Annotated in this window: 28 protein-coding genes; 10 read left to right on the top strand and 18 right to left on the bottom strand. The window is 67.9% G+C overall.

What is annotated here, in order from left to right; all coding sequences use genetic code 11:
- Positions 1–14: 14 nt before the first annotated feature.
- From ABGB19_RS04115 to ABGB19_RS04095, 5 genes are all read left to right on the top strand, one after another.
- Positions 15–329 carry a putative quinol monooxygenase gene (locus ABGB19_RS04115; protein WP_347684268.1) on the top strand — a complete coding sequence of 105 codons (315 nt, stop codon included), beginning with the start codon at positions 15–17 and terminating at the stop codon, positions 327–329.
- On the top strand, positions 329–1,141 hold the full coding sequence (locus ABGB19_RS04110; RefSeq protein WP_347684264.1) for a mycofactocin-coupled SDR family oxidoreductase: 813 nt from the start codon (positions 329–331) through the stop codon (positions 1,139–1,141). The genes ABGB19_RS04115 and ABGB19_RS04110 overlap by 1 nt, the downstream gene beginning before the upstream one ends.
- A 5-nt stretch (positions 1,142–1,146) precedes the next feature.
- On the top strand, positions 1,147–2,037 hold the full coding sequence (locus ABGB19_RS04105; RefSeq protein ID WP_347684261.1) for an SAM-dependent methyltransferase: 891 nt from the start codon (positions 1,147–1,149) through the stop codon (positions 2,035–2,037).
- A 91-nt stretch (positions 2,038–2,128) separates the two neighbouring features.
- A complete protein-coding gene (locus tag ABGB19_RS04100; RefSeq protein WP_347684259.1) occupies positions 2,129–2,458 on the top strand; it encodes a hypothetical protein in 330 nt (109 codons plus the stop codon).
- Positions 2,459–2,474: 16 nt separating this feature from the next.
- Positions 2,475–2,891 (top strand): hypothetical protein, encoded by a 417-nt coding sequence (locus ABGB19_RS04095; protein ID WP_347684257.1) that lies wholly within the window; start codon positions 2,475–2,477, stop codon positions 2,889–2,891.
- 8 nt (positions 2,892–2,899) lie between these two features.
- Here the strand turns inward: ABGB19_RS04095 and ABGB19_RS04090 are convergent, their stop codons facing one another.
- The 3 genes from ABGB19_RS04090 to thyX form a co-directional block, all read right to left on the bottom strand.
- Entirely contained in the window at positions 2,900–4,579 is a 1,680-nt protein-coding gene (locus ABGB19_RS04090) for a ribonuclease J (RefSeq protein ID WP_347684255.1), read from the bottom strand.
- On the bottom strand, positions 4,579–5,481 hold the full coding sequence (gene dapA, locus ABGB19_RS04085; protein ID WP_347684253.1) for a 4-hydroxy-tetrahydrodipicolinate synthase: 903 nt from the start codon (positions 5,479–5,481) through the stop codon (positions 4,579–4,581). Before dapA ends, ABGB19_RS04090 begins: the two co-directional genes overlap by 1 nt.
- Before the next feature lie 65 nt (positions 5,482–5,546).
- Complete coding sequence (thyX, locus tag ABGB19_RS04080) at positions 5,547–6,311, bottom strand: FAD-dependent thymidylate synthase (protein ID WP_347684251.1); 765 nt, start codon at positions 6,309–6,311, stop codon at positions 5,547–5,549.
- A gap of 172 nt (positions 6,312–6,483) precedes the next feature.
- Here thyX and ABGB19_RS04075 point away from each other — a divergent pair, with 172 nt between their 5' ends.
- Positions 6,484–6,783, top strand: a complete 300-nt coding sequence (locus ABGB19_RS04075; RefSeq protein WP_347684249.1) for a DUF4193 domain-containing protein — start codon at positions 6,484–6,486, stop codon at positions 6,781–6,783.
- Positions 6,784–6,786: 3 nt separating this feature from the next.
- Here the strand turns inward: ABGB19_RS04075 and ABGB19_RS04070 are convergent, their stop codons facing one another.
- From ABGB19_RS04070 to ABGB19_RS04050, 5 genes are all read right to left on the bottom strand, one after another.
- Positions 6,787–7,998: a crosslink repair DNA glycosylase YcaQ family protein gene (locus ABGB19_RS04070; RefSeq protein ID WP_347684247.1), complete on the bottom strand. Its 1,212-nt coding sequence runs from the start codon at positions 7,996–7,998 to the stop codon at positions 6,787–6,789.
- A 17-nt stretch (positions 7,999–8,015) separates the two neighbouring features.
- Positions 8,016–8,606 carry a TetR family transcriptional regulator C-terminal domain-containing protein gene (locus tag ABGB19_RS04065; protein WP_347684245.1) on the bottom strand — a complete coding sequence of 197 codons (591 nt, stop codon included), beginning with the start codon at positions 8,604–8,606 and terminating at the stop codon, positions 8,016–8,018.
- A 1-nt stretch (position 8,607) separates the two neighbouring features.
- A complete protein-coding gene (locus ABGB19_RS04060; RefSeq protein WP_347684243.1) occupies positions 8,608–9,330 on the bottom strand; it encodes a hypothetical protein in 723 nt (240 codons plus the stop codon).
- A gap of 72 nt (positions 9,331–9,402) precedes the next feature.
- On the bottom strand, positions 9,403–9,897 hold the full coding sequence (locus tag ABGB19_RS04055) for a dihydrofolate reductase (protein ID WP_347684241.1): 495 nt from the start codon (positions 9,895–9,897) through the stop codon (positions 9,403–9,405).
- Positions 9,894–10,694, bottom strand: a complete 801-nt coding sequence (locus ABGB19_RS04050; RefSeq protein WP_347684239.1) for a thymidylate synthase — start codon at positions 10,692–10,694, stop codon at positions 9,894–9,896. Before ABGB19_RS04050 ends, ABGB19_RS04055 begins: the two co-directional genes overlap by 4 nt.
- 43 nt (positions 10,695–10,737) lie before the next feature.
- Between ABGB19_RS04050 and ABGB19_RS04045 the strand changes: the two genes are divergently transcribed.
- Positions 10,738–11,478, top strand: coding sequence for a dienelactone hydrolase family protein (locus tag ABGB19_RS04045; RefSeq protein ID WP_347684237.1), 741 nt, complete (start codon positions 10,738–10,740; stop codon positions 11,476–11,478).
- A gap of 36 nt (positions 11,479–11,514) precedes the next feature.
- Positions 11,515–12,438: a CoA ester lyase gene (locus ABGB19_RS04040; protein ID WP_347684235.1), complete on the top strand. Its 924-nt coding sequence runs from the start codon at positions 11,515–11,517 to the stop codon at positions 12,436–12,438.
- Here ABGB19_RS04040 and ABGB19_RS04035 read toward each other — a convergent pair.
- The 4 genes from ABGB19_RS04035 to dapB are packed head-to-tail and all read right to left on the bottom strand — an operon-like array spanning position 12,432 to position 14,584.
- Positions 12,432–12,893 (bottom strand): hypothetical protein, encoded by a 462-nt coding sequence (locus tag ABGB19_RS04035; protein WP_347684233.1) that lies wholly within the window; start codon positions 12,891–12,893, stop codon positions 12,432–12,434. The genes ABGB19_RS04040 and ABGB19_RS04035 overlap by 7 nt on opposite strands.
- Positions 12,894–12,895: 2 nt before the next feature.
- Complete coding sequence (locus ABGB19_RS04030; protein WP_347684231.1) at positions 12,896–13,354, bottom strand: NAD(P)H-dependent oxidoreductase; 459 nt, start codon at positions 13,352–13,354, stop codon at positions 12,896–12,898.
- Positions 13,351–13,818: a hypothetical protein gene (locus tag ABGB19_RS04025; RefSeq protein WP_347684722.1), complete on the bottom strand. Its 468-nt coding sequence runs from the start codon at positions 13,816–13,818 to the stop codon at positions 13,351–13,353. The genes ABGB19_RS04030 and ABGB19_RS04025 overlap by 4 nt, the downstream gene beginning before the upstream one ends.
- A 31-nt stretch (positions 13,819–13,849) precedes the next feature.
- The gene (gene dapB, locus ABGB19_RS04020) at positions 13,850–14,584 is read right to left on the bottom strand and encodes a 4-hydroxy-tetrahydrodipicolinate reductase (protein ID WP_347684229.1); all 735 of its coding nucleotides are present in this window, start codon (positions 14,582–14,584) and stop codon (positions 13,850–13,852) included.
- Between the two features lie 403 nt (positions 14,585–14,987).
- Here dapB and ABGB19_RS04015 point away from each other — a divergent pair, with 403 nt between their 5' ends.
- Positions 14,988–15,890, top strand: a complete 903-nt coding sequence (locus ABGB19_RS04015) for an NAD(P)-dependent oxidoreductase (protein ID WP_347684227.1) — start codon at positions 14,988–14,990, stop codon at positions 15,888–15,890.
- 15 nt (positions 15,891–15,905) lie between these two features.
- On the opposite strand, the gene ABGB19_RS04010 is transcribed toward ABGB19_RS04015, so the two are convergent.
- Both ABGB19_RS04010 and ABGB19_RS04005 read right to left on the bottom strand, forming a co-directional pair.
- Positions 15,906–16,208 (bottom strand): hypothetical protein, encoded by a 303-nt coding sequence (locus tag ABGB19_RS04010; protein ID WP_347684225.1) that lies wholly within the window; start codon positions 16,206–16,208, stop codon positions 15,906–15,908.
- Positions 16,209–16,270: 62 nt separating this feature from the next.
- Entirely contained in the window at positions 16,271–16,786 is a 516-nt protein-coding gene (locus ABGB19_RS04005; RefSeq protein WP_347684223.1) for an Lrp/AsnC family transcriptional regulator, read from the bottom strand.
- 91 nt (positions 16,787–16,877) lie between these two features.
- Between ABGB19_RS04005 and ald the strand changes: the two genes are divergently transcribed.
- Positions 16,878–17,993, top strand: coding sequence for an alanine dehydrogenase (gene ald, locus ABGB19_RS04000; RefSeq protein ID WP_347684221.1), 1,116 nt, complete (start codon positions 16,878–16,880; stop codon positions 17,991–17,993).
- Between the two features lie 195 nt (positions 17,994–18,188).
- Here ald and bla read toward each other — a convergent pair whose 3' ends face one another.
- The 4 genes from bla to rpsO all read right to left on the bottom strand — a co-directional run bounded on the left by bla (position 18,189) and on the right by rpsO (position 23,282).
- Complete coding sequence (gene bla / locus ABGB19_RS03995) at positions 18,189–19,085, bottom strand: class A beta-lactamase (protein WP_347684219.1); 897 nt, start codon at positions 19,083–19,085, stop codon at positions 18,189–18,191.
- 18 nt (positions 19,086–19,103) lie between these two features.
- Positions 19,104–20,468, bottom strand: coding sequence for a pitrilysin family protein (locus ABGB19_RS03990; protein ID WP_347684720.1), 1,365 nt, complete (start codon positions 20,466–20,468; stop codon positions 19,104–19,106).
- Positions 20,434–22,704, bottom strand: a complete 2,271-nt coding sequence (locus tag ABGB19_RS03985) for a polyribonucleotide nucleotidyltransferase (protein WP_347684217.1) — start codon at positions 22,702–22,704, stop codon at positions 20,434–20,436. Before ABGB19_RS03985 ends, ABGB19_RS03990 begins: the two co-directional genes overlap by 35 nt.
- Positions 22,705–23,012: 308 nt before the next feature.
- A complete protein-coding gene (gene rpsO, locus ABGB19_RS03980; RefSeq protein ID WP_347684215.1) occupies positions 23,013–23,282 on the bottom strand; it encodes a 30S ribosomal protein S15 in 270 nt (89 codons plus the stop codon).
- Positions 23,283–23,349 lie beyond the last annotated feature (67 nt).

The following is a 23,349-nucleotide window of genomic DNA, read 5'->3' as shown; positions in this document are numbered from 1 at the left end:
CCGAGGAGTCGTCCATGCCCGTCGTCGTCGTCGCCACCATGACCGCCAAGCCCGAGTCCGTCGAGACCGTTCGCGACGCGTGCAAGCAGGCTATCGAGGCGGTGCACCAGGAACCGGGTTGCGAGCTGTACGCGCTGCACGAGGCCAACGGCACCTTCGTGTTCGTCGAGCAATGGGCCGACGAGCAGGCGCTGCAGACGCACAGCACCGCGCCCGCCATCGCAACGCTGTTCGGCGCTGTCGGCGAGCACCTCGACGGCGCACCGGACATCAAGATGCTGCAGCCGGTCGTCGCGGGTGATCCGGCCAAGGGCGCGTTGCGGTCCTGATGGGCGGGCTCGCAGGGAAAGTCGCCTTCATCACCGGCGCCGCCCGCGGTCAGGGCCGGGCGGAGGCGGTCAGGCTGGCCGCCGACGGCGCGGACATCATCGCCGTCGACATCTGCGAGCAGATCGCGTCGGTGCCCTATCCCCTGGCGAGCGCCGACGACCTCGCCGCCACCGTAAAACTCGTCGAGGACACCGGTGCGCGAATCGTCGCACGCCAGGCGGACGTTCGCGATCAGGAGGAGCTCGCGACGGCGCTGCAGGCGGGTCTCGACGAGTTCGGCCGCCTCGACATCGTGGTCGCCAACGCCGGTATCGCACCGATGCAGTCGGGCGCCGACGGCTGGCGCGACGTCATCGACGTCAACCTCACGGGCGTGCACCACACCGTCGAGGTGTCCACCCCGACGATGATCGCGCGGGGCCACGGCGGGTCCATCGTGCTGACGAGTTCGGTCGTGGGCCTCGTCGGGATGGGGAGCGACGATCCTGGTGCCATCGGGTACGTCGCGGCCAAGCACGGCATCGTCGGGCTGATGCGGCTCTACGCGAACCTGTTGGCGCCGCACAGCATCCGGGTCAACTCCGTGCACCCAGCCGGCGTGGACACCCCGATGATCAACAACGACGCCACCCGGGCGTGGCTCGGCAGCATCGCCGACAAGACGCCGCAGGACATGGGCAACGCGCTACCGGTGCAGGTGCTGCAACCGGAGGACATCGCGAACGCGGTGGCGTGGCTGGTCTCGGACGACGCGCGCTACGTCACCGGGGTAGCGCTGCCGGTGGACGCCGGATCGGTCAACAAGCGCTGACGGCGATGACCCGCGAGAACCCGGCCGCATCAACGGCTTTCGGTCCGATGGTGTTGGCCGCGGTGGAGCAGAATGAATCGCCGTCGCACCGCTTGGTGCACGACGATCTGGCGTCGGCCTTGCTGCCTTCCGGCCTGCGCGCCCTGGTCAGCGCCACACGATTCGGGCCGCTGCGGCGCCTGATGATCGGCGCCAGTGAGCGCGCAGGACCCGGCCTGTGGGCGAACCTGGCCTGCCGCAAGCGGTTCATCGACGACAGTCTCGACGCGGCGGCACCCGCCGTCGACGCGGTGGTCGTCCTCGGCGCCGGAATGGACAGCAGGGCATACCGGTTCGCACGCCGGTCGGATCTGCCCGTCTTCGAGGTCGACCTGCCGGTGAACATCGCCCGCAAGCGAGCCGCCGTGCAGCGGGCGATCGGCGCGGTGCCCGCCTCGGTCCGGCTGGTGCCGCTCGATTTCGAGCGCGACGACCTGATCGCCACGCTGGCCGGGCACGGGTACCGCACGGACGCTCGCACATTCGTCGTCTGGGAGGGCGTGACGCAATACCTGTCCGGGGACGCCGTCTGCGCCACGCTGGATGCGCTGCAGGCAGTCGCGCCCGGAAGCCGGCTCGTGTTCACCTATGTCCGGCGTGACTTCATCGACGGGGTGAACATGTACGACGCCCCAACGCTGTACCGGCGCTTCAGGCAACGGCAGCAGGTGTGGAAGTTCGGGCTGCAACCGGACGACGTCGCACCGTTGGTTGCCGAGTACGGTTGGCGGCTCGTCGAGCAGGCGGGACCGGATCGTTACCTGCGCAACTACATCGAGCCGACGGGGCGCGGCCTGCGCGCCTCGGACCTGGAATGGACTGCCTACGCGGAGAAGTCCCAGCCCCTAACCCCGTAGCGTCACCTGCTGCCGCAGCCCCTAATCGGGTCGGCGCGGCACGGGTATGCAACCCGTTTTCCCCGCAGGCCGCACAGCGCAGCATCTGATCATGAACCTCGACGACGAAGCCGTAGCCGAACAGGCTTCAGACGCTGAGCATCGAGTCGTCATCGTGTACCGGGTCCGGATCGGCAACTCCTATGCGGCTTGCTCGTGCGGCTGGTCGGCCCGACGGAGGATGCTCAAGGCCGCGGCGTGCCAGGACGCCTGGACACACTCGGCACGCGGTGCTTGCCATGTCAATTTTCCTCTGATCGTCCCTGCCGGAACAGCCGCGAATCCGTTGATGCGTGCGGGTCATCGGGTGGATAATCATCGCCATCCAACGGTCGGGACCTTCCGTCCGGTGCGGGGATCGGCGTTCAAGGCCCTCCGATGAGGGAAGGAGACGACGCGTGTCAGGTCTGAAAATTTTTGCGGCACTCGTCATCGCATTGGCGGGCGGCATGGCGGGCAGCGCAACCGTCGATCCCGCGATCGCGTGCGCCGCCCCCAATCAGGAGTGGGATATCGGCGCATATGACCGATGCATGAAAGCGGTCGAGGATGCCTGGTTGAACGGTGAACTGAACGGGCCGGTCGGCGACGCTCAGCGCGAATGTTGTGAGAAGACGGGCGGCGTCTGGAGTCCTTCCCCCGGTGCACCACCGGCCTCGGGAGCCGGGTCCTGCGCAGCTCCGCCCGCGAACGCCGCTCAGGGACCGATGGCCCCCCCTGGCAGCGTGGCCACCCAGACGCTCGAGCCCGAGCCGCCGCCGGTCGTCCGCAACCCGGGCGTGATCCAGACGTTCACGCCGGCCCCAGTCGGCTGACGAACGGCTCAGATTTCGATGACCGTCGGCACGATCATCGGCTGGCGGCGATAGGCCTCGCCGATCCACTTGCCTATCGCTCGCCGCGCCGCCTGCGCGATGCGCGTGACGTCGGTGACACGTTCCGCGGCAAGGCTTTCGAGCGCCTCCTCGACCTTGCGAGCCCCCGGTTCCAGCGCCTTCGGATCCTCGGAGAAGCCGCGCGAGTGCAGGTGCGGCGGAGCCGCCAGCTTGCCGGTGTCGCGTTGGACGACAACGGTGATACCGATGAAACCCGAGGAGAGCGTGAGCCGTTCGCCGACCACGGCATCCCCGACGTCCCCGGTGACCAACCCGTCGACGAACATCTTGCCCGTCGGCACGGCGCCGGAGATCGACGCCCGGCCCGCCACCAGGTCGACACTGACACCGTTCTCCGCCAGCACGATGTTTTCTTCCGGCACTCCCGTGCGAGCGGCCAGACTCGCGTTGGCCCGCAGCATCCGCCAGGTTCCGTGCACCGGCATCACGTTGCGCGGTCGCACTCCGTTGTAGAGGAAGAGCAGCTCACCGGCGTAGGCGTGCCCGGAAACATGGACGCGGACCTGCGCATTCGTCACGACGCGCGCGCCGATCTTGGCCAGTGCGTCGAGCACGCCGAAGATCGCCTCTTCGTTACCCGGAATCTGCGACGACGACATGATGATGAGGTCGCCCGGCGTCAGCGTGATGCTGCGATGCTCACCGCGCGACATCCGCGACAGTGCGGCCATCGGCTCGCCCTGGGTCCCCGTGGTGACAAGCACGACGCGCTCGGGCGCCATCATCTCCGCGGCGCCGATGTCGATGATGTCGTCGTCGTCGGCCAGCGTGAGGTAGCCGAGCTCCTTGGCGATCCCCATATTGCGCACCATCGACCGGCCGACGAACGCCACCTTCCGGCCCAGGGCCACCGAAGCATCGACGATCTGTTGCACGCGACCGACATTGGAGGCAAAACAGGCCACGATGACCCGTCCCTGTGCGCTGCGGATCAGGCGGTGCATGTTCGGCCCGATCTCACTCTCCGACGGTCCAACGCCGGGGATCTCGGAATTCGTTGAATCGCAGAGGAACAGATCCACCCCGGCATCGCCGAGTCGTGACATGCCCGGCAGGTCAGTCGGTTTGCCATCGGGCGGCGACTGGTCGAGCTTGATGTCACCGGTGTGCAGCACCGTGCCCGCACCGGTGTGGATCGCGATGGCCAGGCAGCCGGGTATCGAGTGGTTGACCGCGAAGTACTCACATTCGAACACACCGTGAGTCGAACTCTGCCCCTCGTCGACCTCCTCGAACTTCGGCTTGATGCGGTGTTCGCGACACTTCTCGGCAACCAACGCCAGCGTGAACTTGGAGCCGACCACGGGGATGTCGGGGCGCAGCTTCAGCAGGAATGGGATCGCGCCGATGTGATCCTCGTGCGCATGCGTCAACAACAAGGCCTCCACATCGTCGAGGCGGTCCTCGATGAGGCGCAGGTCGGGCAGGATCAGGTCGACACCGGGCTCGTCGTGCGTGGGGAACAACACCCCGCAGTCGACGATGAGCAGTCGGCCCAGATGCTCGAAAACGGTCATGTTGCGACCGATTTCGTTGATGCCACCGAGCGCCGTGACCCGCAGCCCTCCGTGAGCCAGCGGCTCCGGTGGGTTCAGTTCTTCGTTCACTACCGCAGCACCGTGGCGGCTCGCATGTCGGCCGCCAGCGCGTCGAGTTGGTCGGAAGTGGCCGGCACCTGCGGCAGCCTCGGATCTCCGACCTCGAAGCCCTGCAGCCGCAACCCCGCCTTGGCCAAGGTCACGCCGCCGAGCCGCGACTGGGCATTGCTCAGCGGGCCGAGGGTGACGTTGATCTTGCGCGCCGTCGCGACGTCGCCGGAATTGAACGCCGACAACATGTCTCGCAGCTGGCTCGCTGCCAGGTGCCCCCAGACGCTGACGAAGCCCACCGCGCCCATCGCCAGCCACGGCAGGTTGAGCGCGTCGTCGCCCGAGTAGTACGCCAACCCGGTCTCGGCGATGATCTGCCCGCCGCCGTGCAGGTCACCCTTGGCGTCCTTGATCGCGACGATGTTGGGGTGCTGGGCCAGCGTGCGGATGGTGTCCCACTCGATCGGCACCACCGAGCGGGGCGGGATGTCGTAGAGCACGACGGGCAGATCCGTCGCGTCGGCAACCGCGGTGAAGTGCGCGAGAAGACCGGCCTGCGGGGGCCGCGAGTAGTACGGCGTCACGACCAGCAGCCCGTGCGCGCCCTCGGCGGCGCACGCCTTGGCCAGGTGCACGCTGTGCGCGGTGTCGTAGGTGCCCGCGCCGGCGACGATGCGCGCCCGGTCGCCGACGGCCTCGAGCACGACGCGCAGCAGTTCGCGCTTCTCGTCGTCCGTGGTGGTCGGTGATTCGCCGGTGGTGCCGGAGAGCACCAGGCCGTCGCAGCCCGCGTCGACCAGTCGGGTGGCCAGCCGCGCCGCGGTGTCGGTGTCCAGCGAGCCGTCGGGCTTGAACGGAGTCACCATCGCGGTCAGGACGGTGCCCAACCGGGCGGTGGCGTCGAATCCGCTGGTGCTCACGGGGCCTAAGGTTACCCGCTAGACCTCCCGGTTCGGTGATCCGGCCGGTCGGTCATGCCGGTCAATCAGGCTTCCGTGGCCAGCGGGCTGGTCGCCACCTCGGTGCCGTCCGACAGCGCCGAGATCTCGAAGTCGGAGAACGCCTGCGGTGCGACGTCGATGAGCTGGCGCAGGCAGGTGATCGCCAGCCGTCGTATCTCCACGTCGGCGTGCTCGCTGGCGCGCATCGCGATGAAGTGCCGCCACGCGCGGTAGTTGCCGGTGACGACGATGCGCGTCTCGGTGGCATTGGGCAGCACCGCGCGGGCGGCTTGGCGCGCCTGCTTGCGCCGCAGCACCGCTGATCCCTTCCCCGGCTCATCGCCCATGAACTTGGCCTCGAGACGTTCGAGCAGTTCGGAGTAGGCGGCGCGGCTGGCGTCGGCGGCCGCGGCGAAGATTTCGGTCAGCTCCGGGTCGCCCTCGATGCCCGGCGGCACGACCACCTGAGCGTCGTGCTCGGGGACGTAGCGCTGCGACAACTGCGAATAGGAGAAGTGGCGGTGCCGGATCAGCTCGTGGGTGCACGAACGCGAGATCCCGGTGATGTAGAAGGACACCGATGCGTGCTCGAGCACGGAGAAGTGGCCGACATCGATGATGTGCCGGACATAGGCGGCGTTGGTCGCGGTGCGCGGATTCGGCTTGGACCAGCTCTGATAACACGCGCGACCGGCGAACTCGACGAGCGCGGGGCCGCCCTCGGCGTCGGTGCTCCACGGCACGTCCGGCGGCGCCACGAACTCGGTCTTGGCGATCAGCTGGACGCGCAGAGGCGTGGTCTCGGCCACGGCTCACCCTAACGCGAGCCGAACGGGCGAATTCATTCCCGACGCGCCGACCACGGCGGATGAAAGCACGCAGTCGCCCCGCCGAGGACCGGGTTTGACGATGTTTCGCACCGGGAACAAAGCGGTTCTCCACCGGCGTTACTCAAGCGCTGATCTTCGAGGAGGGTGATCAATGGCCACCGATTACGACGCGCCCCGCGTCAAGGACACCGACGAGGTCGCCGACGAGTCGCTGGACGCCCTCGCCGCCCGGCGACGCGAAGTCGACGTGGCGGTGCTCGACGTCGACGACGGTGATGCGGTCGATTCGATCGACCTGCCCGACGCCGATCTGTCGGGCGAGGAACTGACCGTGCGGGTGATACCGAAGCAGGCCGACGAGTTCACCTGCTCGAGCTGCTTCCTGGTGCAGCACCACAGCCGGCTGGCTCTGCAGTCCGGCGACAGGATGATCTGCGCCGACTGCGCCTGAGCCTCAGCCGAGCGCCCCGGCCAGCCGTTCGACCAGATCGCCCTTGTCGCCGACCGCCACGTCAGGCAAGCCGAGCCAGGACGCCATCGTCCGCAGCTCGTTCGCCAACGCCCCCGCCACCCGTGTGGACTCCCTGCCGGGCTCAGTGAAGGCACCGACGACATTCAGCACGCCCGCCGCCCGATCGGCCTTGAGGTCCACCCGGCCGACCAACTCGCCGTCGAGCAGGAACGGCCAGACGTAGTACCCGTACCGGCGCTTGGTCGCCGGCGTGTAGATCTCGATGCGGTAGTGGAAACCGAACAACCTCTCGACGCGCGGCCGGAAGAAGATCAGCGGGTCGAACGGACACAACAACGCCGTCCCGCGGTCGCGGCGCGGCACGATCCGCCCGGCCCGCAGGTAGGCCGGTGCCGTCCATCCGTCGACCTCGACCGGCTCCAGTTCACCGTCGGCGACCAGCTTGGCGACCGCGGGCTTCACCTGCTGCGCGGACAGCCGGAAGTAGTCCCGGATGTCGGGCTCGGTGGCCACACCAAGCGCACCTGCCGCACGCAGGGTCAGTTCGCGAACGGCGTCCTCGTCGTCGACCTCGCGGGCCAGCACGTCGGGCGGCAGCACCCGCTCCGCGAGGTCGTAGTGCCGTGCGAAACCGACCCGCGTCGCCGTCGTCAGCACGCCCGATGCGAACAGCGCCTCGGTCACCCACTTGGTGTCGCTGCGGTCCCACCACGGCCCCTTGCGGCCGCGCTGCTCGGCGCCGAGGTGCGCCTCGATCTGCCCAGAAGTCGAGGGCCCCAACTCCGTCACCGCGGCGACGACGTCGTCGGCCAGCTTGGCGTTCTTCTTGACGATCTCCTTGCCCCAGCGGCCGTGGGTGTACTCGCGCATCCGCCAGCGCAGCAGCGGCCAGTCCTCGACGGCCATCAGCGCGGCCTCATGAGCCCAGTACTCGACCAGCAGCCGCGGGGATCGAGGGGAATGACTCCACGCCGCGCGGTCGAGCACGTCGCGGTCATACGGGCCGAGCCGACTGAACACCGGCGCGTAGTGGGCGCGCACCGCCACCGACACCGAGTCCAGCTGCAGCACCTGAATCCGCGAAATCAACCGCCGCAGGTGCGCACGGGTGACCGGGCCACGCGGCTTAGGCTCCCCCAGTCCCTGCGCCGCGACGGCGACCCGGCGCGCCTGGACGGCGGTCAACGTGGGCACGGCGCCATGGTGCACCACTACACCGACAAGTCAGCCGGCGGCAGGATCCGTTGGAAGATCAGGTGCACCACCTTGTCGACCGGTGCACCGTCGCCCGTGAGTTTGGCGCGCAGCGCTGCGCCCTCCCAGCTGTCGACGATCAACTCCGCCGTCCCCTCCGCTTCGACATCGCGGGAGATTTCGCCCGCTTGCTGACCGTCGCGAATGGCTTCACTCAGCGCCGAGTGCCAGCTGTTCATCGCGGCCGCCACCGCAGCGGTGAGCGCCGGCGCTCCGGACGGGGCCTCGGCGGCGAAATTGCCGAACATGCAGCCCCTGCGGTAGTCGTGTGCGGCCAGATCCGCCTTCAGATGGGCCAGGTGATTCCGAATGCGTTGCAGGGCAGCGACTCCGGGCTCGGTGAGCAGCTCGAGACGACGCCCCTGCCCGTATCGGGAGAGCACCTCGAGGGCGAGTGCTTCCTTGCTGCGGAAGTGGTTGTAAAAGGATCCCTTGGGCGCGCCGGCCGCCGCCGCGATCGTCGCCACGCCGGTGGCCGCATACCCGCCCGCACTCAGTTCGTCGAACCCGGCATCCAGCAGCGCGTCTCGCAAGCTCGGCCTGGGCATGTCAGCTCACCGCCACCTCGTCGATGTCGATGGTGACAATGACCATGTCACGCGCGGGCCGGTCGTGCTCGTCGCGCCCGTAGACGATGCGCTTGACGGGCAGGACGATGCCGCCGAATTCGCGATGCTCGTCCATGTAATGCGCGGCCGGTGAACCGCCGCTGATGTCGACCGTGTAATCGCGGCGCCGCAGCAGACCGTCGGAGTCGACATAGAGCACCTGTTCGGCGCTGTGGGTGGCGATGTTCGCCGGGTAGTGGACACCCAGCCGACGCCAGGTCTGACCGTCCTCGTCCCACTTGCCGAGTTCTTCGGTGTGCACGCCGGGACGCGTCAATGAGTACGGCTCGGACAGATACGTCCACATCGCATAGCCGGCGAAATACGCCAGTTGCAGCATCGACCACGGCGTGTCCAGGCCGTGGTCGGCGAAGGACTCCCGCGGCGACGTCAGGGTGTCCATGATCCGGGGGTTTTCCTCGTCGGTTTCGATCGCGACACGGTCGGGGGTGAAGGACGACCGCAGCCCGGCTTCGGGAAGCGGCCGATGCCAGGCTCGCTGCTCCTGCACACTGATCTCCACGGTCGAGTCGTTGAGCACGCCGTCGACGCCTTTGAGCGGCCATAACGCGCCACCGACGGTCTGGTGGATCTTGATGGTGTCGACATGCCGCCAGCGATCCGCGCCACCGTATGCGCCCATCACTTCGTCGAGAAGTCTCATGATCCCGCTCCCGTCCCGGCAGAGCCGCCGCGATTTATATGACCGGTCGTCTTAACGGCGGGCTGGGGCGGGTTATTCCGCGGCGTCCGCTCGCCGGTAGCTGTGGAACCGGTAGCGCAGCCCGGAGGCACTGGTCAGCCAGTCCCCTGTCGTACCGGTCCACGATTCGTCGAGCGCGGGCGCGACCACGTCGGCGTCCTCGCGCTTCAGGTCGATCTCGACCTCGGTGACCTCACACCGCGTCGCCAATGGCAACGCCGCCAGGTAGATCTGCGCACCCCCGATCACCCACGTCGGGTCGTCGGTCACCGCGTCCTCCAACGAGGCCACCACCTCGGCGCCGTCGGCCACGTAATCGGGGCGATGCGTCAGCACGATGTTGCGGCGCCCCGGCAGCGGCCGCACCTTCGCCGGCAGCGACTCCCACGTCAGCCTGCCCATCACCACCGCTTGGCCCATGGTCAGCTCCTTGAACCGCGCCTGGTCCTCGGGCAGTCGCCACGGAATCCCGCCGTCACGGCCGATGACCCCGGAGGTCGACTGGGCCCAAATCAGCCCTACGTTCACACGGCCACCGGGGCCTTGATCCCCGGGTGCGGGTCGTAGTTGAGGATCGCGACATCGTCGTAGACGTAGTCGAAGATCGAATCGCGATGCGCTAGGACGAGTTCCGGATACGGCCGGGGATCCCGACCGAGCTGCAACCGCACCTGCTCGACATGGTTGTCGTAGATGTGGCAGTCGCCGCCGGTCCAGATGAACTCACCGACCCCCAGCCCGGCCTGCGCCGCCATCATGTGCGTGAGCAACGCGTAGCTGGCGATGTTGAACGGCACCCCGAGGAACAGATCGGCGCTGCGCTGGTACAGCTGGCACGACAGCCTGCCGTCGGCGACGTAGAACTGGAAGAACGCGTGGCACGGCGGCAGCGCCATCTGCGGGATCTCCCCCACGTTCCACGCCGAGACGATGTTGCGCCGCGAGTCCGGATCGGACTTGAGCAATTCCAGTGCCGCGCTGATCTGGTCGATGTGCTCACCCGACGGGGTCGGCCACGACCGCCACTGCACCCCGTACACCGGACCGAGATCGCCTGTCTCAGAGGCCCATTCGTCCCAGATTGTGACGCCGTTCTCCTGCAGCCAGCGTACGTTCGAGTCGCCTCGAAGGAACCACAGCAGCTCGTAGACGATCGACTTGGTGTGCACCTTCTTGGTGGTGATCAGCGGGAAGCCGGCCGTCAGGTCGTAGCGCATCTGGTGGCCGAACACGCTGCGGGTACCGGTGCCCGTGCGGTCGGACTTGGGCGTTCCCCGCTCCAACACCAGCCGCAGCAGATCCTCGTAAGGCGTGGCGATCGGCACGCCGGTCAGCTTACTTCCAGTGCCTGCGAGTAGAACGGAAGCCATGCCGAGCATCTCCGCCACCGTCGCCACCCCCGACGGCGCCTGTCCTGTCACCCTGCACACCCCGAACGGCACCGGCCCCTGGACCGGTGTGGTGATGTACGTCGACGCCGGCGGCGTGCGCGACACATTCCAGGAGATGGCCGCCCGGTTGGCCGGCTTCGGGCACGCGGTGCTGCTGCCCGACGTCTACTACCGCCACGGCGACTGGCAGCCCTTCGACATGAGGACCGCGTTCACCGACGCGCGCGAGCGCAAGCGCCTGTTCGGCATGATCCAGAGCATCACCCCGGACATGATGGCCGCCGACGCGACCGCGTTCTTCGACTTCCTGGCCGGCCGGCCGGAGGTCAAGGGCGACGCGTTCGGTGTTTGCGGGTACTGCATGGGTGGGCGAACGTCGGTGATCGTGGCTGGCCGGGTGCCCGATCGGGTCGCCGCAGCAGGATCCTTCCACGCCAGCGGCCTGGTCACCGACGAACCCACCAGCCCGCACCTGCTCGCCGACCGCATGCAAGCCACGGTGTACGTCGCCGGCGCCGAGAACGACCACGGCTTCACGGCGGACCAGGCCGAGACCCTCGACAAGGCGCTGACCGCTGCGGCGGTGGCCCACACCGTCGAGTTCTACCCCGCCGGGCACGGCTTCGCCGTCCCCGACAACGCGCCCTACGACGAAGAGGCCGCCGAACGGCACTGGATCGCGCTGCAGCAGTTGTTCGAATCCGCGCTGCCAAATTGACGGCGCGGCCGCCGACCGATAGGCAACGATGAACGGATGTACGACTTAGAAACCGGTGACCAGTCCGACCACGGCGACGTCGGATTTCGCATCGACCCGGTGCTGGCCCGCAGTTGGCTGCTGGTCAACGGCGCGCAGTACGAACGCTTCGCGCCTGCGATGCGGTCGCGTGCCGACATCGTCGTGCTCGACATCGAGGACGCGGTCGCCCCCAAGGACAAGATCGCGGCCCGCGACAACGTGGTGCGCTGGTTGGGCGAGGGCCACACCGACTGGGTCCGCGTCAACGGGTTCGGCACCCAGTGGTGGGCAGACGATCTCGACGCGCTGACCAAGACGGGAATCGGCGGGGTGATGCTGGCGATGGTCGAATCCGTCGACCACGTGACCGAAACCGCCAAACGGATGCCCAACGTGCCGATCGTGGCACTGGTCGAAACGGCGCGGGGGCTGGAGCGGATCACCGAGATCGCCGCGGCCAAAGGCACTTTCCGGCTGGCGTTCGGCATCGGCGACTTCCGGCGCGACACCGGCTTCGGCGAGCACCCGACCACCCTCGCCTATGCCCGCTCGCGATTCACGATCGCGGCCAAGGCCGCCCATCTGCCCAGCGCGATCGACGGCCCCACGGTCGGCTCGAGCGCGCTGAAGCTGAGCGAGGCGACGGCGGTGTCGGTCGAATTCGGCATGACCGGCAAGATCTGCCTGATGCCCGAGCAGTGCCCGATCGTCAACGACGGGCTCTCGCCGTCACTCGAGGAAATCAGCTGGGCGAAGGAGTTTTTCACCGAGTTCGAGCGCGACGGCGGCGAGATCCGCAACGGGTCCGATCTCCCCCGCATCGCGCGGGCCAACAAGATCCTCGACCTGGCCCGCGCCTACGGCATCGAGGTGTCGGAGTTCGACGACGTCGACGACCCCGCCCACATCCCGGCCCCCTCGGACACCTACCACTACTGAGAGCGGCGGTCCCTTCGGCGCAGGAACCTGCGGACTGCGCGGAACAATCCGCGGAGCGCGTAGATGCCTGAGATCACCGAGAAGATGACCAACAGGATGAACATGACCAGCCAGTTGGACCGGCTGTGGCTGACATGCCACCAGACGATGGTGAACAGCACTGCGCAGACGAACACCACGACATCGCGCCAGTTGCCTTTATAGGAGGCGGCGGCCAGGCGCAGCTCGCGCGTCTTCTCCGCGGTCGCGATCAGGTCGTCGATCCGCTCGTAGATGGCCTGCTGCAGCCGTTGCCGGCGCTCGACCTGCTCGGGCGGGATCCGTTCCAGCAGGTCCAGGTCCTTGATGATTCCGCCGCGGACATCAGGCCCCTTGATGCCGCCCGCGGCGATGCCGAGCAGTGCGCCACCGGCGATCGGCGCTGCGCCTAAAGCGATCTCTGCGATGCCCGGCATGTCTAGTCCTCCATCAACGTCGCGGCCAGCGTGCCACCGAGCTCGTAGGCCCGCTCGCGCACACCGGCGTCGACGCCGCCGATCACCTCGAGGACGTCGGCCGCCTTGGCCAGGGCGAGCCCGGTCGCAAGCTTTTCTACCGCGTTGACCGCCCCCGCGGTGTCGTTATTGCCGTGCACCCACAGCCCGTACGGGCGCCCGGCGACGTGGTCGAGGCTCGGGTAGTACACCGTGTCGAAGAAATGCTTGAGCGCGCCGCTCATATAGCCGAAGTTCGCCGTGGTGCCGAACAGGTAGCCGTCGGCGTCGAGCATGTCCGGCAGCGTGGCGGCCAGTGCCGGGCGGACCACGACGTGCACGCCGGTGATCTCGGGATCCCTGGCGCCGCCGAGAACCGCCTCGAGCAACTCCCGCGTCCCCGGCGAGGGCGTGTGGTGCACGACGAGCAGCGTCCTGCTCACCTACGCTCCTCCATCTCGACCGCCTTCCGCATCGTCTCGCGTGCCCGACTGCGGTCCCCGGCGTAGTCGTAGGCCCGCGCCAACCGGTACCAGCGCAGCCAGTTGCCGGGGTCGTCCTCCAGTTCCGCGCGCACCGTTTCGAACATCGCATCGGCCGCGTCGCGCTCGATGCGCCCGGACGCCGTCCGCGGCAGCGCGCTGACGTCGAGTTCCATGCCGCGGTCGGCGGCGATGCGGGCCAGCCGCTGATGGGCCAGGCCGGCGCGCAGCGTGCTGACCATCGCCCAGATGCCGATCAGCGGCAGGATCATCAGCGCCAGGCCGAGTCCGATCGCCGCCGGCTCGCCAGTGGTGATGAACGCCATCGCGATCCGGCCGAGCAGCACGAAGTAGACGATCAGCGCGATGCACATGAAGCCGATCAGCAGCTGGATGCGCAGCGCGCGCCGCCCCTCCTCGGCCATCAGTGCGTTCGGTTCTTCGCGCAAGCGCTCATCACAGGTCGAGCAGAGGTTCGATACCGACGGTCAATCCGGGACGCTCGGCCACCCGTCGTACAGCGAGCAGGACGCCGGGCACGAACGAGGTGCGATCGAGGCTGTCGTGGCGGATGGTGAGCGTCTCCCCCTGAGTCCCGAACAGCACCTCCTGGTGGGCGACGAGTCCGGCGAGCCGCACCGAGTGCACGGGAACGCCGTCGACATCGGCGCCGCGTGCGCCGTCCAGACCTGTGCTCGTCGCATCGGGGTTGGGCGGCATGCCTTTTCGCGCCTCGGCGATGAGCCGGGCGGTGCGTGCCGCGGTACCCGACGGTGCGTCGGCCTTCTGCGGATGGTGCAACTCGATGACTTCCACGGATTCGAAATGGCGGGCGGCCTGTTGCGCGAAGTGCATGCACAACACGGCACCGATCGCGAAGTTCGGGGCGATGATGACCGAGACCTCGGAATGGTCGGCCAGCCAGGCCGTCACCTGATCGAGACGGTCGTCGGTGAAGCCGGTGGTGCCGACGACGGCGTGAATCCCGTTCTCGATGAGGAATTGGAGGTTGTCCATGACCACGTCGGGATGGGTGAAGTCGATGACCACCTCGGTCCCGGTCTCCACCAGTCGGCTCAGCGGATCGCCGGCGTCGACCCCGACGGTGAAGGTCAGATCGTCGGCGGCCTCGACGGCTTCGACCATCGTCGTGCCGACCTTGCCCTTGGCGCCCAGTACTCCGACTCGCATGGCGTCACCCTATCGCCGCCCCAAACTTGTCGGTGGGTCGAACTAAGTTGCGGCCTGCCCGCGGTAGCCGCCGAGCACGGTGTACCGCCTTTCAGCACATAGGAGAACAACGTCGCCTCTTCCATCGGCCATTGGGCAGGCATAGCCTGGAGGTAGCGGCGGAGTCAGGGCCGGTTGCGTTCACTTCTCCGTTGCTAGATGGCCGTTGGTGCAACTGTGGTGTTAAGCAGTCAGCATCAGACTGGCCGCCGTCGAAATTCTGCTGTGTGCGCAGACGCAGCCAAATCCCCTCGTGGCCGGTGACGATGGTCGCGAGGGGGCTTGTCGAGTCAACTGTGACGTTCTGACGGTTTACGAGGCGATCCCCCACCCCGGCTCAAGGCGGGCACCTACCATCAGCCCAATGCGTGGCTCCAAGATCTTGATCACCGGGGTGACCGGTCAGGTCGCCCTGCCCGTCGCGCGAGCTCTGGCCGCCGACAACGAGGTGTGGGGCATCGCCCGGTTCTCCGACGCCGCGGCCCGTGAGGAACTCGAGAAGGCCGGCGTGCGATGCGAGACCGTCAACATGGCTGCGGGCGACTTCGGTGCGTTGCCTGCGGATTTCGACTATGTCCTCAATCTGGCGGTCGCCAAGAGCGGCAGGTGGGACAAGGACCTCGCCGCCAACGCGGAGTCGGTCGGCCTGCTGATGGCGCATTGCCGCGGCGTGAAGGCCTTCCTGCACTGCTCGTCGGCGGCGGTGTATGACCCGCCCGACGACGAGCTTCGCACCGAACGAACAGTGCTCGGCGACAACCACAAGCCTCTGCTGCCCACGTACTCGATATCGAAGATCGCCGGCGAGGTGGTCGCCCGGTCGGTCGCGCGGGTGCTCGGCGTGCCGACCATCATCGCCCGGCTCAACGTTCCGTACGGCGACAACGGCGGGTGGCCCCTCTACCACCTGGAGATGATCCTGGGCGGCATACCGATTCCGGTGCCGCCCGGCGGCCCCGCCCGCTACAACCCGATCCACGAGGACGACATCATCGCGATGATCCCGAAACTCCTGGCGGCGGCGTCCGTTCCGGCCACCACCGTGAACTGGGCCGGCGACCAGATCATCAGCCTGCAGGAGTGGTGCGGATACCTCGGCTCACTGGTGGGCAGGCAACCCGTCTTCGAGGTGAGCGAACAGGCGTTGCGCGGCAACCCCGTCGACGTGAGCACCTTGCGCGAGCTGGCCGGCAGCACCACGGTGGACTGGCGCGACGGGATGCGCCGCATGGCGGCCGTCTTCCACCCCGACCTCATCGGCGTATAGCGCCGCCGGCGGACCTCAGCACGACACGTCGAGATACACGGTCTTACCGGTGACGATCGTCGTGATGCCGGTGTGGCCGCGCGGACCGGGCACGTCGGACTCCATCCGCTGGTAGGTCTGGCCCGGCCGCACCGCGGCGACCGCGCACTGGTCCAACGGGCCGTTCCCGGTCTTGTTCACGATCACCTGAAAACCCTGCGACTCAAGGGTTTTCACCGTACGAGACACATCCGGTCCCATTGGGGCAGCCGAGGCGACCCCGGCGAACGCGAGGGCAGCGGCACCGGCGGCGACAAGCGGCAGCGTGGACGACTTCATTGGTGTTCCTTCCGACAGCGGTTTGCGCTTATCTGCTGTCGTGTGGCGATGCCCGCGATGCGTTACAGCGGTGAGGCGCCGCGCAGGTGCTCGAAGATCAGCGACGTCTGCGTGCCCGCGACGTCGGCGTCGGCGTTGAGGTTCTCCACCACGAACGACCGCAGGTCGTCGGTGTCGCGCGCGGCGACGTGCAGGATGAAATCGTCGGCGCCCGCTAGGAAGTACACATCCATCACCTGGGGCATGCGCCGGATCTGCTGAATGAAGCTGTGGATTTTGCCGCGGGCGTTCGATTGCAGGCTCACCGAGATCATCGCCTGCAGGGTCAACCCGATGGCCGCCGGATCGATGTCGGTGTAGAAGCCTCGGATCACCCCGAGGTCCTGCAGACGCCGAACGCGGCCGTGGCATGTCGATGGCGCGATGCCGACCGCGTCGGCCAGAGCGTTGTTGGAGATCCGCGCGTCTCGGTGCAGGACGGCCAGAATGCGGCGGTCGACGTCGTCGAGCGCGACGGGCCGAACATCCTTCGACGAACCCGGCCGTCCGAGCGGCTCTATCGATACTTCTTCTGACATCGGCCCATCTTAAGGAATTTTAGCCAGGTTTGTTGCGGTGATATCGAAGTTTCTTCACAATTTGTCTAATCCCCCGATACGAGGAGCGATCATGCGAGTCGGCATTCCGACCGAGATCAAGAACAACGAGTACCGCGTCGCGATCACCCCGGCCGGTGTCGCCGAACTGGTGCACCGCGGTCACGAGGTCATCATCCAGTCGGGCGCGGGTGACGGTTCGGCGATCTCCGACGCCGACTTCAAACGCGCCGGCGCCCAACTGATCACCAGCGCCGACCAGGTATGGGCCGAAGCCGAACTGCTTCTGAAGGTCAAGGAACCGATCGCGGCCGAGTACCCGCGGATGCGTCGCGGCCAGACGCTGTTCACCTACCTGCACCTCGCCGCGTCCAAGGCCTGCACCGACGCGCTGATGACGTCGGGCGCCACGTCGATCGCGTACGAGACCGTCCAGACCGCCGATGGTGCCCTGCCCCTGCTTGCGCCGATGAGCGAGGTCGCCGGACGGCTGTCGGCCCAGGTCGGCGCCTATCACCTGATGCGGAGCCACGGCGGCCGCGGGGTGTTGATGGGCGGTGTGCCCGGCGTCGCGCCCGCCGAGGTCGTGGTGATCGGTGGCGGCGTCGCCGGCTACAACGCCGCCCGCATCGCCAAGGGCATGGGCGCCCACGTCACCGTCTTCGACCTCAACGTCAACACGCTGCGCAAGATCGACAACGAGAACAGCGGCGCCATCGAGACCCGCTACTCGTCGCTCTTCGACCTCGAAGACGCCGTCAAGACCGCCGACCTGGTCATCGGCGCGGTGCTCGTGCCCGGCGCCAAGGCCCCCAAATTGGTGACCAACTCGACCGTCGCGCACATGAAGCCCGGCGCCGTGCTGGTCGACATCGCGATCGACCAGGGCGGCTGCTTCGAGGATTCCCGCCCGACCACGCACGACGACCCGACCTTCGCGGTCCACGACACCGTCTTCTACTGCGTGGCCAACATGCCGGGCGCGGTGCCCCGCACGTCGACGTTCGCGCTGACCAACGCGACCATGCCGTACGTGCTCAAGCTCGCCGACAAGGGCTGGCAGGACGCCTGCCGGGCCGACGCGGCGCTCGCCAAGGGGCTGTCGACGCACGACGGCGCGCTGCTGTCCGAGCAGGTCGCCCACGACCTGCACCTGCCCTTCACCGATCCGGCGTCGGTGCTGGCCTGAACCCTGTTCGCGCAGGTCGGCGCCGTCGGGTAAGGGTCGCCGCCCAAAACGATAGGGATTCGCCCGATTCCTCCGGCACCCCCGCGTGCCATACCGTTTAGTCCAGCGGCTGGCGCTGGGGGCCGCGTGGGGGGACAGCCGCTCATCCAGTCGCCCCCGACCATGGGGGATGGTCGGGGCGGCCTGGTGAATGTCTCAGGCGAGCAGCGCCGGAACCAGCAAAGTGGCCAGTTCACCGACCAGCGGCCGCAGGCCGGGCGCGTCCGGGCCGTCGGCGGCCGATCGCGTCATGACCGCGATCAGCAGCCGCTGGCCGTCGGGACCATAGGCCACACCCACGTCGTTCGTGCTGCCGTAGTCGCCGCTGCCGGTCTTGTCGGCGCTGGTCCAGCCGGGCGGGAAACCCGCCCGCATGCTCGACGTCTGATTGCCGCGCATCCACTCCTCGAGCTGGTGGCGTTGCGGCGGCGCCAACGCGTCGCCGGCGAGCAGCGCGCGGTACCCGCCGCCCAGCGCATCCGGGGTGCTGGTGTCGCGGGGATCGCCCGGCACGGCCGCGTTGAGCTCGATCTCCCACCTGTCCAGCCGCGACCGCTCGTCTCCGATGCTGCGCGCGAAGTCGGTGATGCGCGACGGTCCGCCGATCACCCGCAGCAGCCAGTTTCCTGCGGCGTTGTCGCTTCGCTGCAGCGCCGCCTGGCACAGCTCGGCCAGCGTCATGTTCTGTCCGACCCGGGTCTGCGTCACCGGCGAGTTGACCACGATGTCGTTCGGCTCGATGGTGACCGCGCGGTCCAGCGTCAGCTCACCGCGTTCGGCCATCTGCAGCACCCGCGCCGCCGCGTAGGTCTTGAACGTCGAGCACATCGCGAACGGCTCCTGTGCCCGGTGCGCGACGGTCCTGCCGGTGTCGAGGTTGGCGGCGAACACCCCGATGAGTGCGTTGTGCCGCCGCTCCAGCGGGCCGATGCGGTCCTCGACCGGGGGCAGGGGTTCGGCAGGGTCGGCCAGGACGGGTTTCTCCGAGCATGCGGCCAGGGCCGCGAGCGTGAGTCCGCCGACCAGCACGCGCCGCCGGGACAGTCCAGTCATCGCCCCTAGCGTAGGCGATCAGCCCGCGATGGCCCGAAGCGGCTGCGGCAGCGACTTTTTCGATCTTTGCGGGCCGAGAACGGCACCGCCGTAAGCTCGGGTCAGCAGCCGGCGCGCGACGGCGTTCACCTCGTCGAGCGTCACCGCTTCGATCTTCGCCAGCGTCTGCTCGATCGTGCGGTGTTCGCCGTAGTGCAGTTCGCTGCGGCCGATGCGGTGCATCCGCGAACCGGAGTCCTCCAGCCCGAGCACCAGACCGCCCCGCAGCGAGCCCTTCGCGATTCGGCACTCCGACTCGGTGATGCCGTCGGAGGCGACGGCCTGCAGCACGTCGGTGGTGACGCGCACGACCTCGTCGAACCGCTCAGGCAGGCACCCGGCGTAGACCGACAACGCACCGCTGTCGGAGAAGGTGTCGACCGTCGAGTACACCGAGTACGCCAGGCCGCGCGTCTCGCGGATCTCTTGAAAGAGGCGCGAACTCAATCCGCCGCCGAGGGCGGTGTTGAGCACCGACAGCGCCCAACGGTGATCCCAGTGCCGACCCGGCGTGCGCACGCCCAACGTCAGATGCGTCTGCTCGGAGTCGCGGTTGACCAGTTGCAGGCTCGGCTCGCCGCCGAGGCGCCCGGTGCCCTTGCGCGGCGGCACCGGGCTACGGCCACGAATCAGGCGCGGGCCGAAGTACTCCCGGGCCAGCGCCACCACCTTGGCGTGGTCGACGTTGCCTGCGACCGCGAGCACCATGCGCTCCGGTGTGTAGCGGCGGACGTGGAACGAGTGCAACTGCGTCCGCGTCATCGTCGTGATCGAGTCCACGCTGCCGATCACCGGACGACCGACCGGGTGTGCGCCGAACATCGCCGAGAGGAAGACGTCGCCGAGCGTGTCCTCGGGATCGTCGTCGCGCATCGCGATCTCCTCGAGCACCACGTCGCGTTCGATCTCGACATCGTCGGCGGCGCACCGGCCGCGCAGCACCACGTCGGCGACCAGGTCGACGGCCAACTCGAGGTCGGTGTCGAGCACGTGCGCGTAGTAGCAGGTGTGCTCGCGGGCGGTGAACGCGTTCAGCTCACCGCCGACCGCGTCGACGGACTGGGCGATCTCAACCGCGGAGCGCGTCGGCGTCGACTTGAACAGCAGGTGCTCCAGGAAGTGCGCCGCGCCGGCCACGCTGGGCCCCTCGTCGCGGGAACCGACGTTGACCCATACGCCCACCGACGCCGAATGCACCGACGGGACGTATTCGGTGACCACGCGCAGGCCACCGGGCAGCACGGTGCGGCGCACCGTCGAGAGATCCCGAGTGGATGACTCCGCGGTGGTGTCACCGCGGCGCAATGCCCTAGCTGCTGGCCGTGGCGGCATCTGCCGGTGCAGTCGCGGTGTCTGTCGTGGCAGCCGCCTCTTCCTCGGCGACGAGGATCAGCGAGATCTTGCCGCGGTTGTCGATGTCGGCGATCTCCACCCGCAGCTTGTCGCCGACCTTGACGACATCCTCGACCTTCGCGATGCGCTTGCCACGGCCGAGCTTGGAGATGTGCACCAGCCCGTCACGTCCGGGCAGCAGCGACACGAACGCGCCGAAATCGGTTGTCTTGACGACGGTTCCGAGGAACCGCTCGCCGACCTTGGGCAGCTGCGGGTTGGCGATCGCGTTGATCTTGTCGATCGCGGCCTGGGCCGCCTCGCCGTTGGAGGCGCCGACGAACACGGTGCCGTCGTCCTCGATCGAGATCGACGCGCCGGTCTCCTCGGTGATCGAGTTGATCATCTTGCCCTTGGGCCCGATCACCTCGCCGATCTTGTCGACCGGCACCTTGATCGTGGTGATCCGCGGCGCGTACGGGCTCATCTCGTCCGGCTTGTCGATCGCCTCGGCCATCACCTCGAGGATGGTGATCCTGGCGTCCTTGGCCTGCGCCAGCGCGCCGGCGAGCACCTGCGACGGGATGCCGTCGAGCTTGGTGTCCAGCTGCAGCGCGGTGACGAAGTCCTTGGTGCCGGCGCACTTGAAGTCCATGTCGCCGAAGGCGTCCTCGGCACCGAGGATGTCGGTCAGCGTCACGAAGCGCCTTTCGACGCCACCACCCTCGACCTCGACGTCGTCGGACACCAGGCCCATCGCGATGCCCGCGACCGGAGCCTTCAGCGGCACACCGGCGTTGAGCAGCGACAGCGTGGACGCACACACCGAGCCCATCGACGTGGAGCCGTTGGAGCCCAGTGCCTCGGAAACCTGACGGATGGCGTACGGGAACTCTTCGACGCCCGGCAACACCGGCATCAACGCCCGCTCCGCCAGTGCGCCGTGGCCGATCTCGCGGCGCTTGGGCGAGCCGACGCGACCGGTCTCACCGGTCGAATACGGCGGGAAGTTGTAGTGGTGCATGTAGCGCTTGCTGGTCTCGGGCCCCAGCGAGTCGATCTGCTGGGCCATCTTGACCATGTCCAGCGTGGTGACACCCATGATCTGGGTCTCGCCGCGCTCGAACAACGCGCTGCCGTGCGCCCGCGGGATGACGGCGACCTCCGCGCTCAGCGCGCGGATGTCGGTGACGCCGCGACCGTCGATGCGGAAGTGGTCGGTCAGAATGCGTTGCCGCACAAGTTTCTTGGTCAGTGACCGGAACGCGGCCCCGACCTCCTTCTCGCGACCCGCGTACTGCTCGGCCAGCCGCTCCTGCACCTCGACCTTGATCTCGTCGGTGCGGTCGTTGCGCTCCTGCTTGCCCGCGATGCTCAGCGCCTCGGACAGCGCGTCGGTGGCCACCGAGGCGACGGCGTAGTAGACATCCTCGCCGTACTCGGGGAACACCGGGTAGTCGGCGGTCGGCTTGGCGGCGCGGTCGGCCAATTCCTGCTGTGCGTCGACCAGCGCGGCGATGAACGGCTTGGCGGCTTCGAGGCCCTCGGCCACAACGGTTTCCGTCGGTGCCTGCGCTCCGCCGCCGACGAGCTCGATGACGTTGTCGGTGGCCTCGGCCTCGACCATCATGATCGCTATATCCGATTCGGCGGCGTTCTCGACCTTGCGGCCGGCGACGACCATGTCGAACACGGCCCGCTCGAGCTGCTCGACGGTCGGAAACGCCACCCATTGACCGTCGATCAGCGCGACCCGCACGCCGCCGACGGGACCGTTGAACGGCAGTCCGGAGATCTGCGTCGACGCCGACGCGGCGTTGATCGCCAGCACGTCGTACAGGTCCTTGGGATCGAGGCTCAAGATCGTCACGACGACCTGGACCTCGTTGCGCAGGCCGGAGATGAACGTCGGCCGCAGCGGACGGTCGATCAGCCGGCAGGTGAGGATCGCGTCGGTGGACGGGCGTCCCTCGCGACGGAAGAACGAGCCGGGGATCCGCCCGGCGGCGTACATGCGCTCCTCGACGTCGATGGTCAGCGGAAAGAAGTCGAAGTGGTCCTTCGGCGACTTGCCGGCCGTGGTCGCCGACAGCAGCATGGTCTCGTCGTCTAGGTAGGCGACGACGGCTCCGGCGGCCTGCTGGGCGAGGCGGCCGGTTTCGAAGCGGATGGTGCGGGTGCCGAAGCTCCCGTTGTCGATGACGGCGGTCGATTCGTACACGCCGTCCTCAATCTCAACTACAGACATGGGCGTCCGTATGGCCTCTCTGGGTTCACTGTTTAGCTGTTTCGCGTCGTCACAGCGTTCGAACCACCGGCCTCGATGCGGCTACGGCCATCGATCGAAGCTGCCGGCATTGATGATCCGGCAGCCACTACCGAAGACCGCGCGATCGAGCGGGTTCCGATATGACGCTCGCGGGAGCGGTGCTCGCGGGACTGCGATGCCGCACCCGAGTCGTTCGCGCCGAGACGGCCGACGAACCAGACCATCGTACTCTGCCGCAGCTACCCGGCCGAAATCCCGGCCCGGCCCGGGTGCGTACTGGCGCGTCGTCAGCGACGCAGGCCGAGCCGCTCGATCAGCGAGCGGTAGCGCTGCACGTCGACCTGCGCGACGTACTTGAGCAGCCGACGCCTGCGGCCGACGAGCAGCAGCAGACCGCGCCGCGAGTGGTGGTCGTGCTTGTGCACCTTGAGATGCTCGGTGAGATCGGCGATGCGCTTGGTCAGCAGCGCGACCTGGGCCTCCGGCGAGCCGGTGTCGGTGTCATGCAGGCCGTAATCGCCAAGGATCGACTTCTTCTGTTCGGCGGTGAGCGCCACGAATCAACTCCATCTTTTCAGTCCGCGGGATATCTCGGGCCGTGGCCGCCGCGAACTGCAGCGCACG

The sequence above is a fragment of the Mycobacterium sp. B14F4 genome, from assembly GCF_039871645.1.
GTDB lineage: Bacteria > Actinomycetota > Actinomycetes > Mycobacteriales > Mycobacteriaceae > Mycobacterium.
Note: the sequence above shows the minus strand (reverse complement) of the source record. Positions and strands in the feature narration are given on the sequence as shown.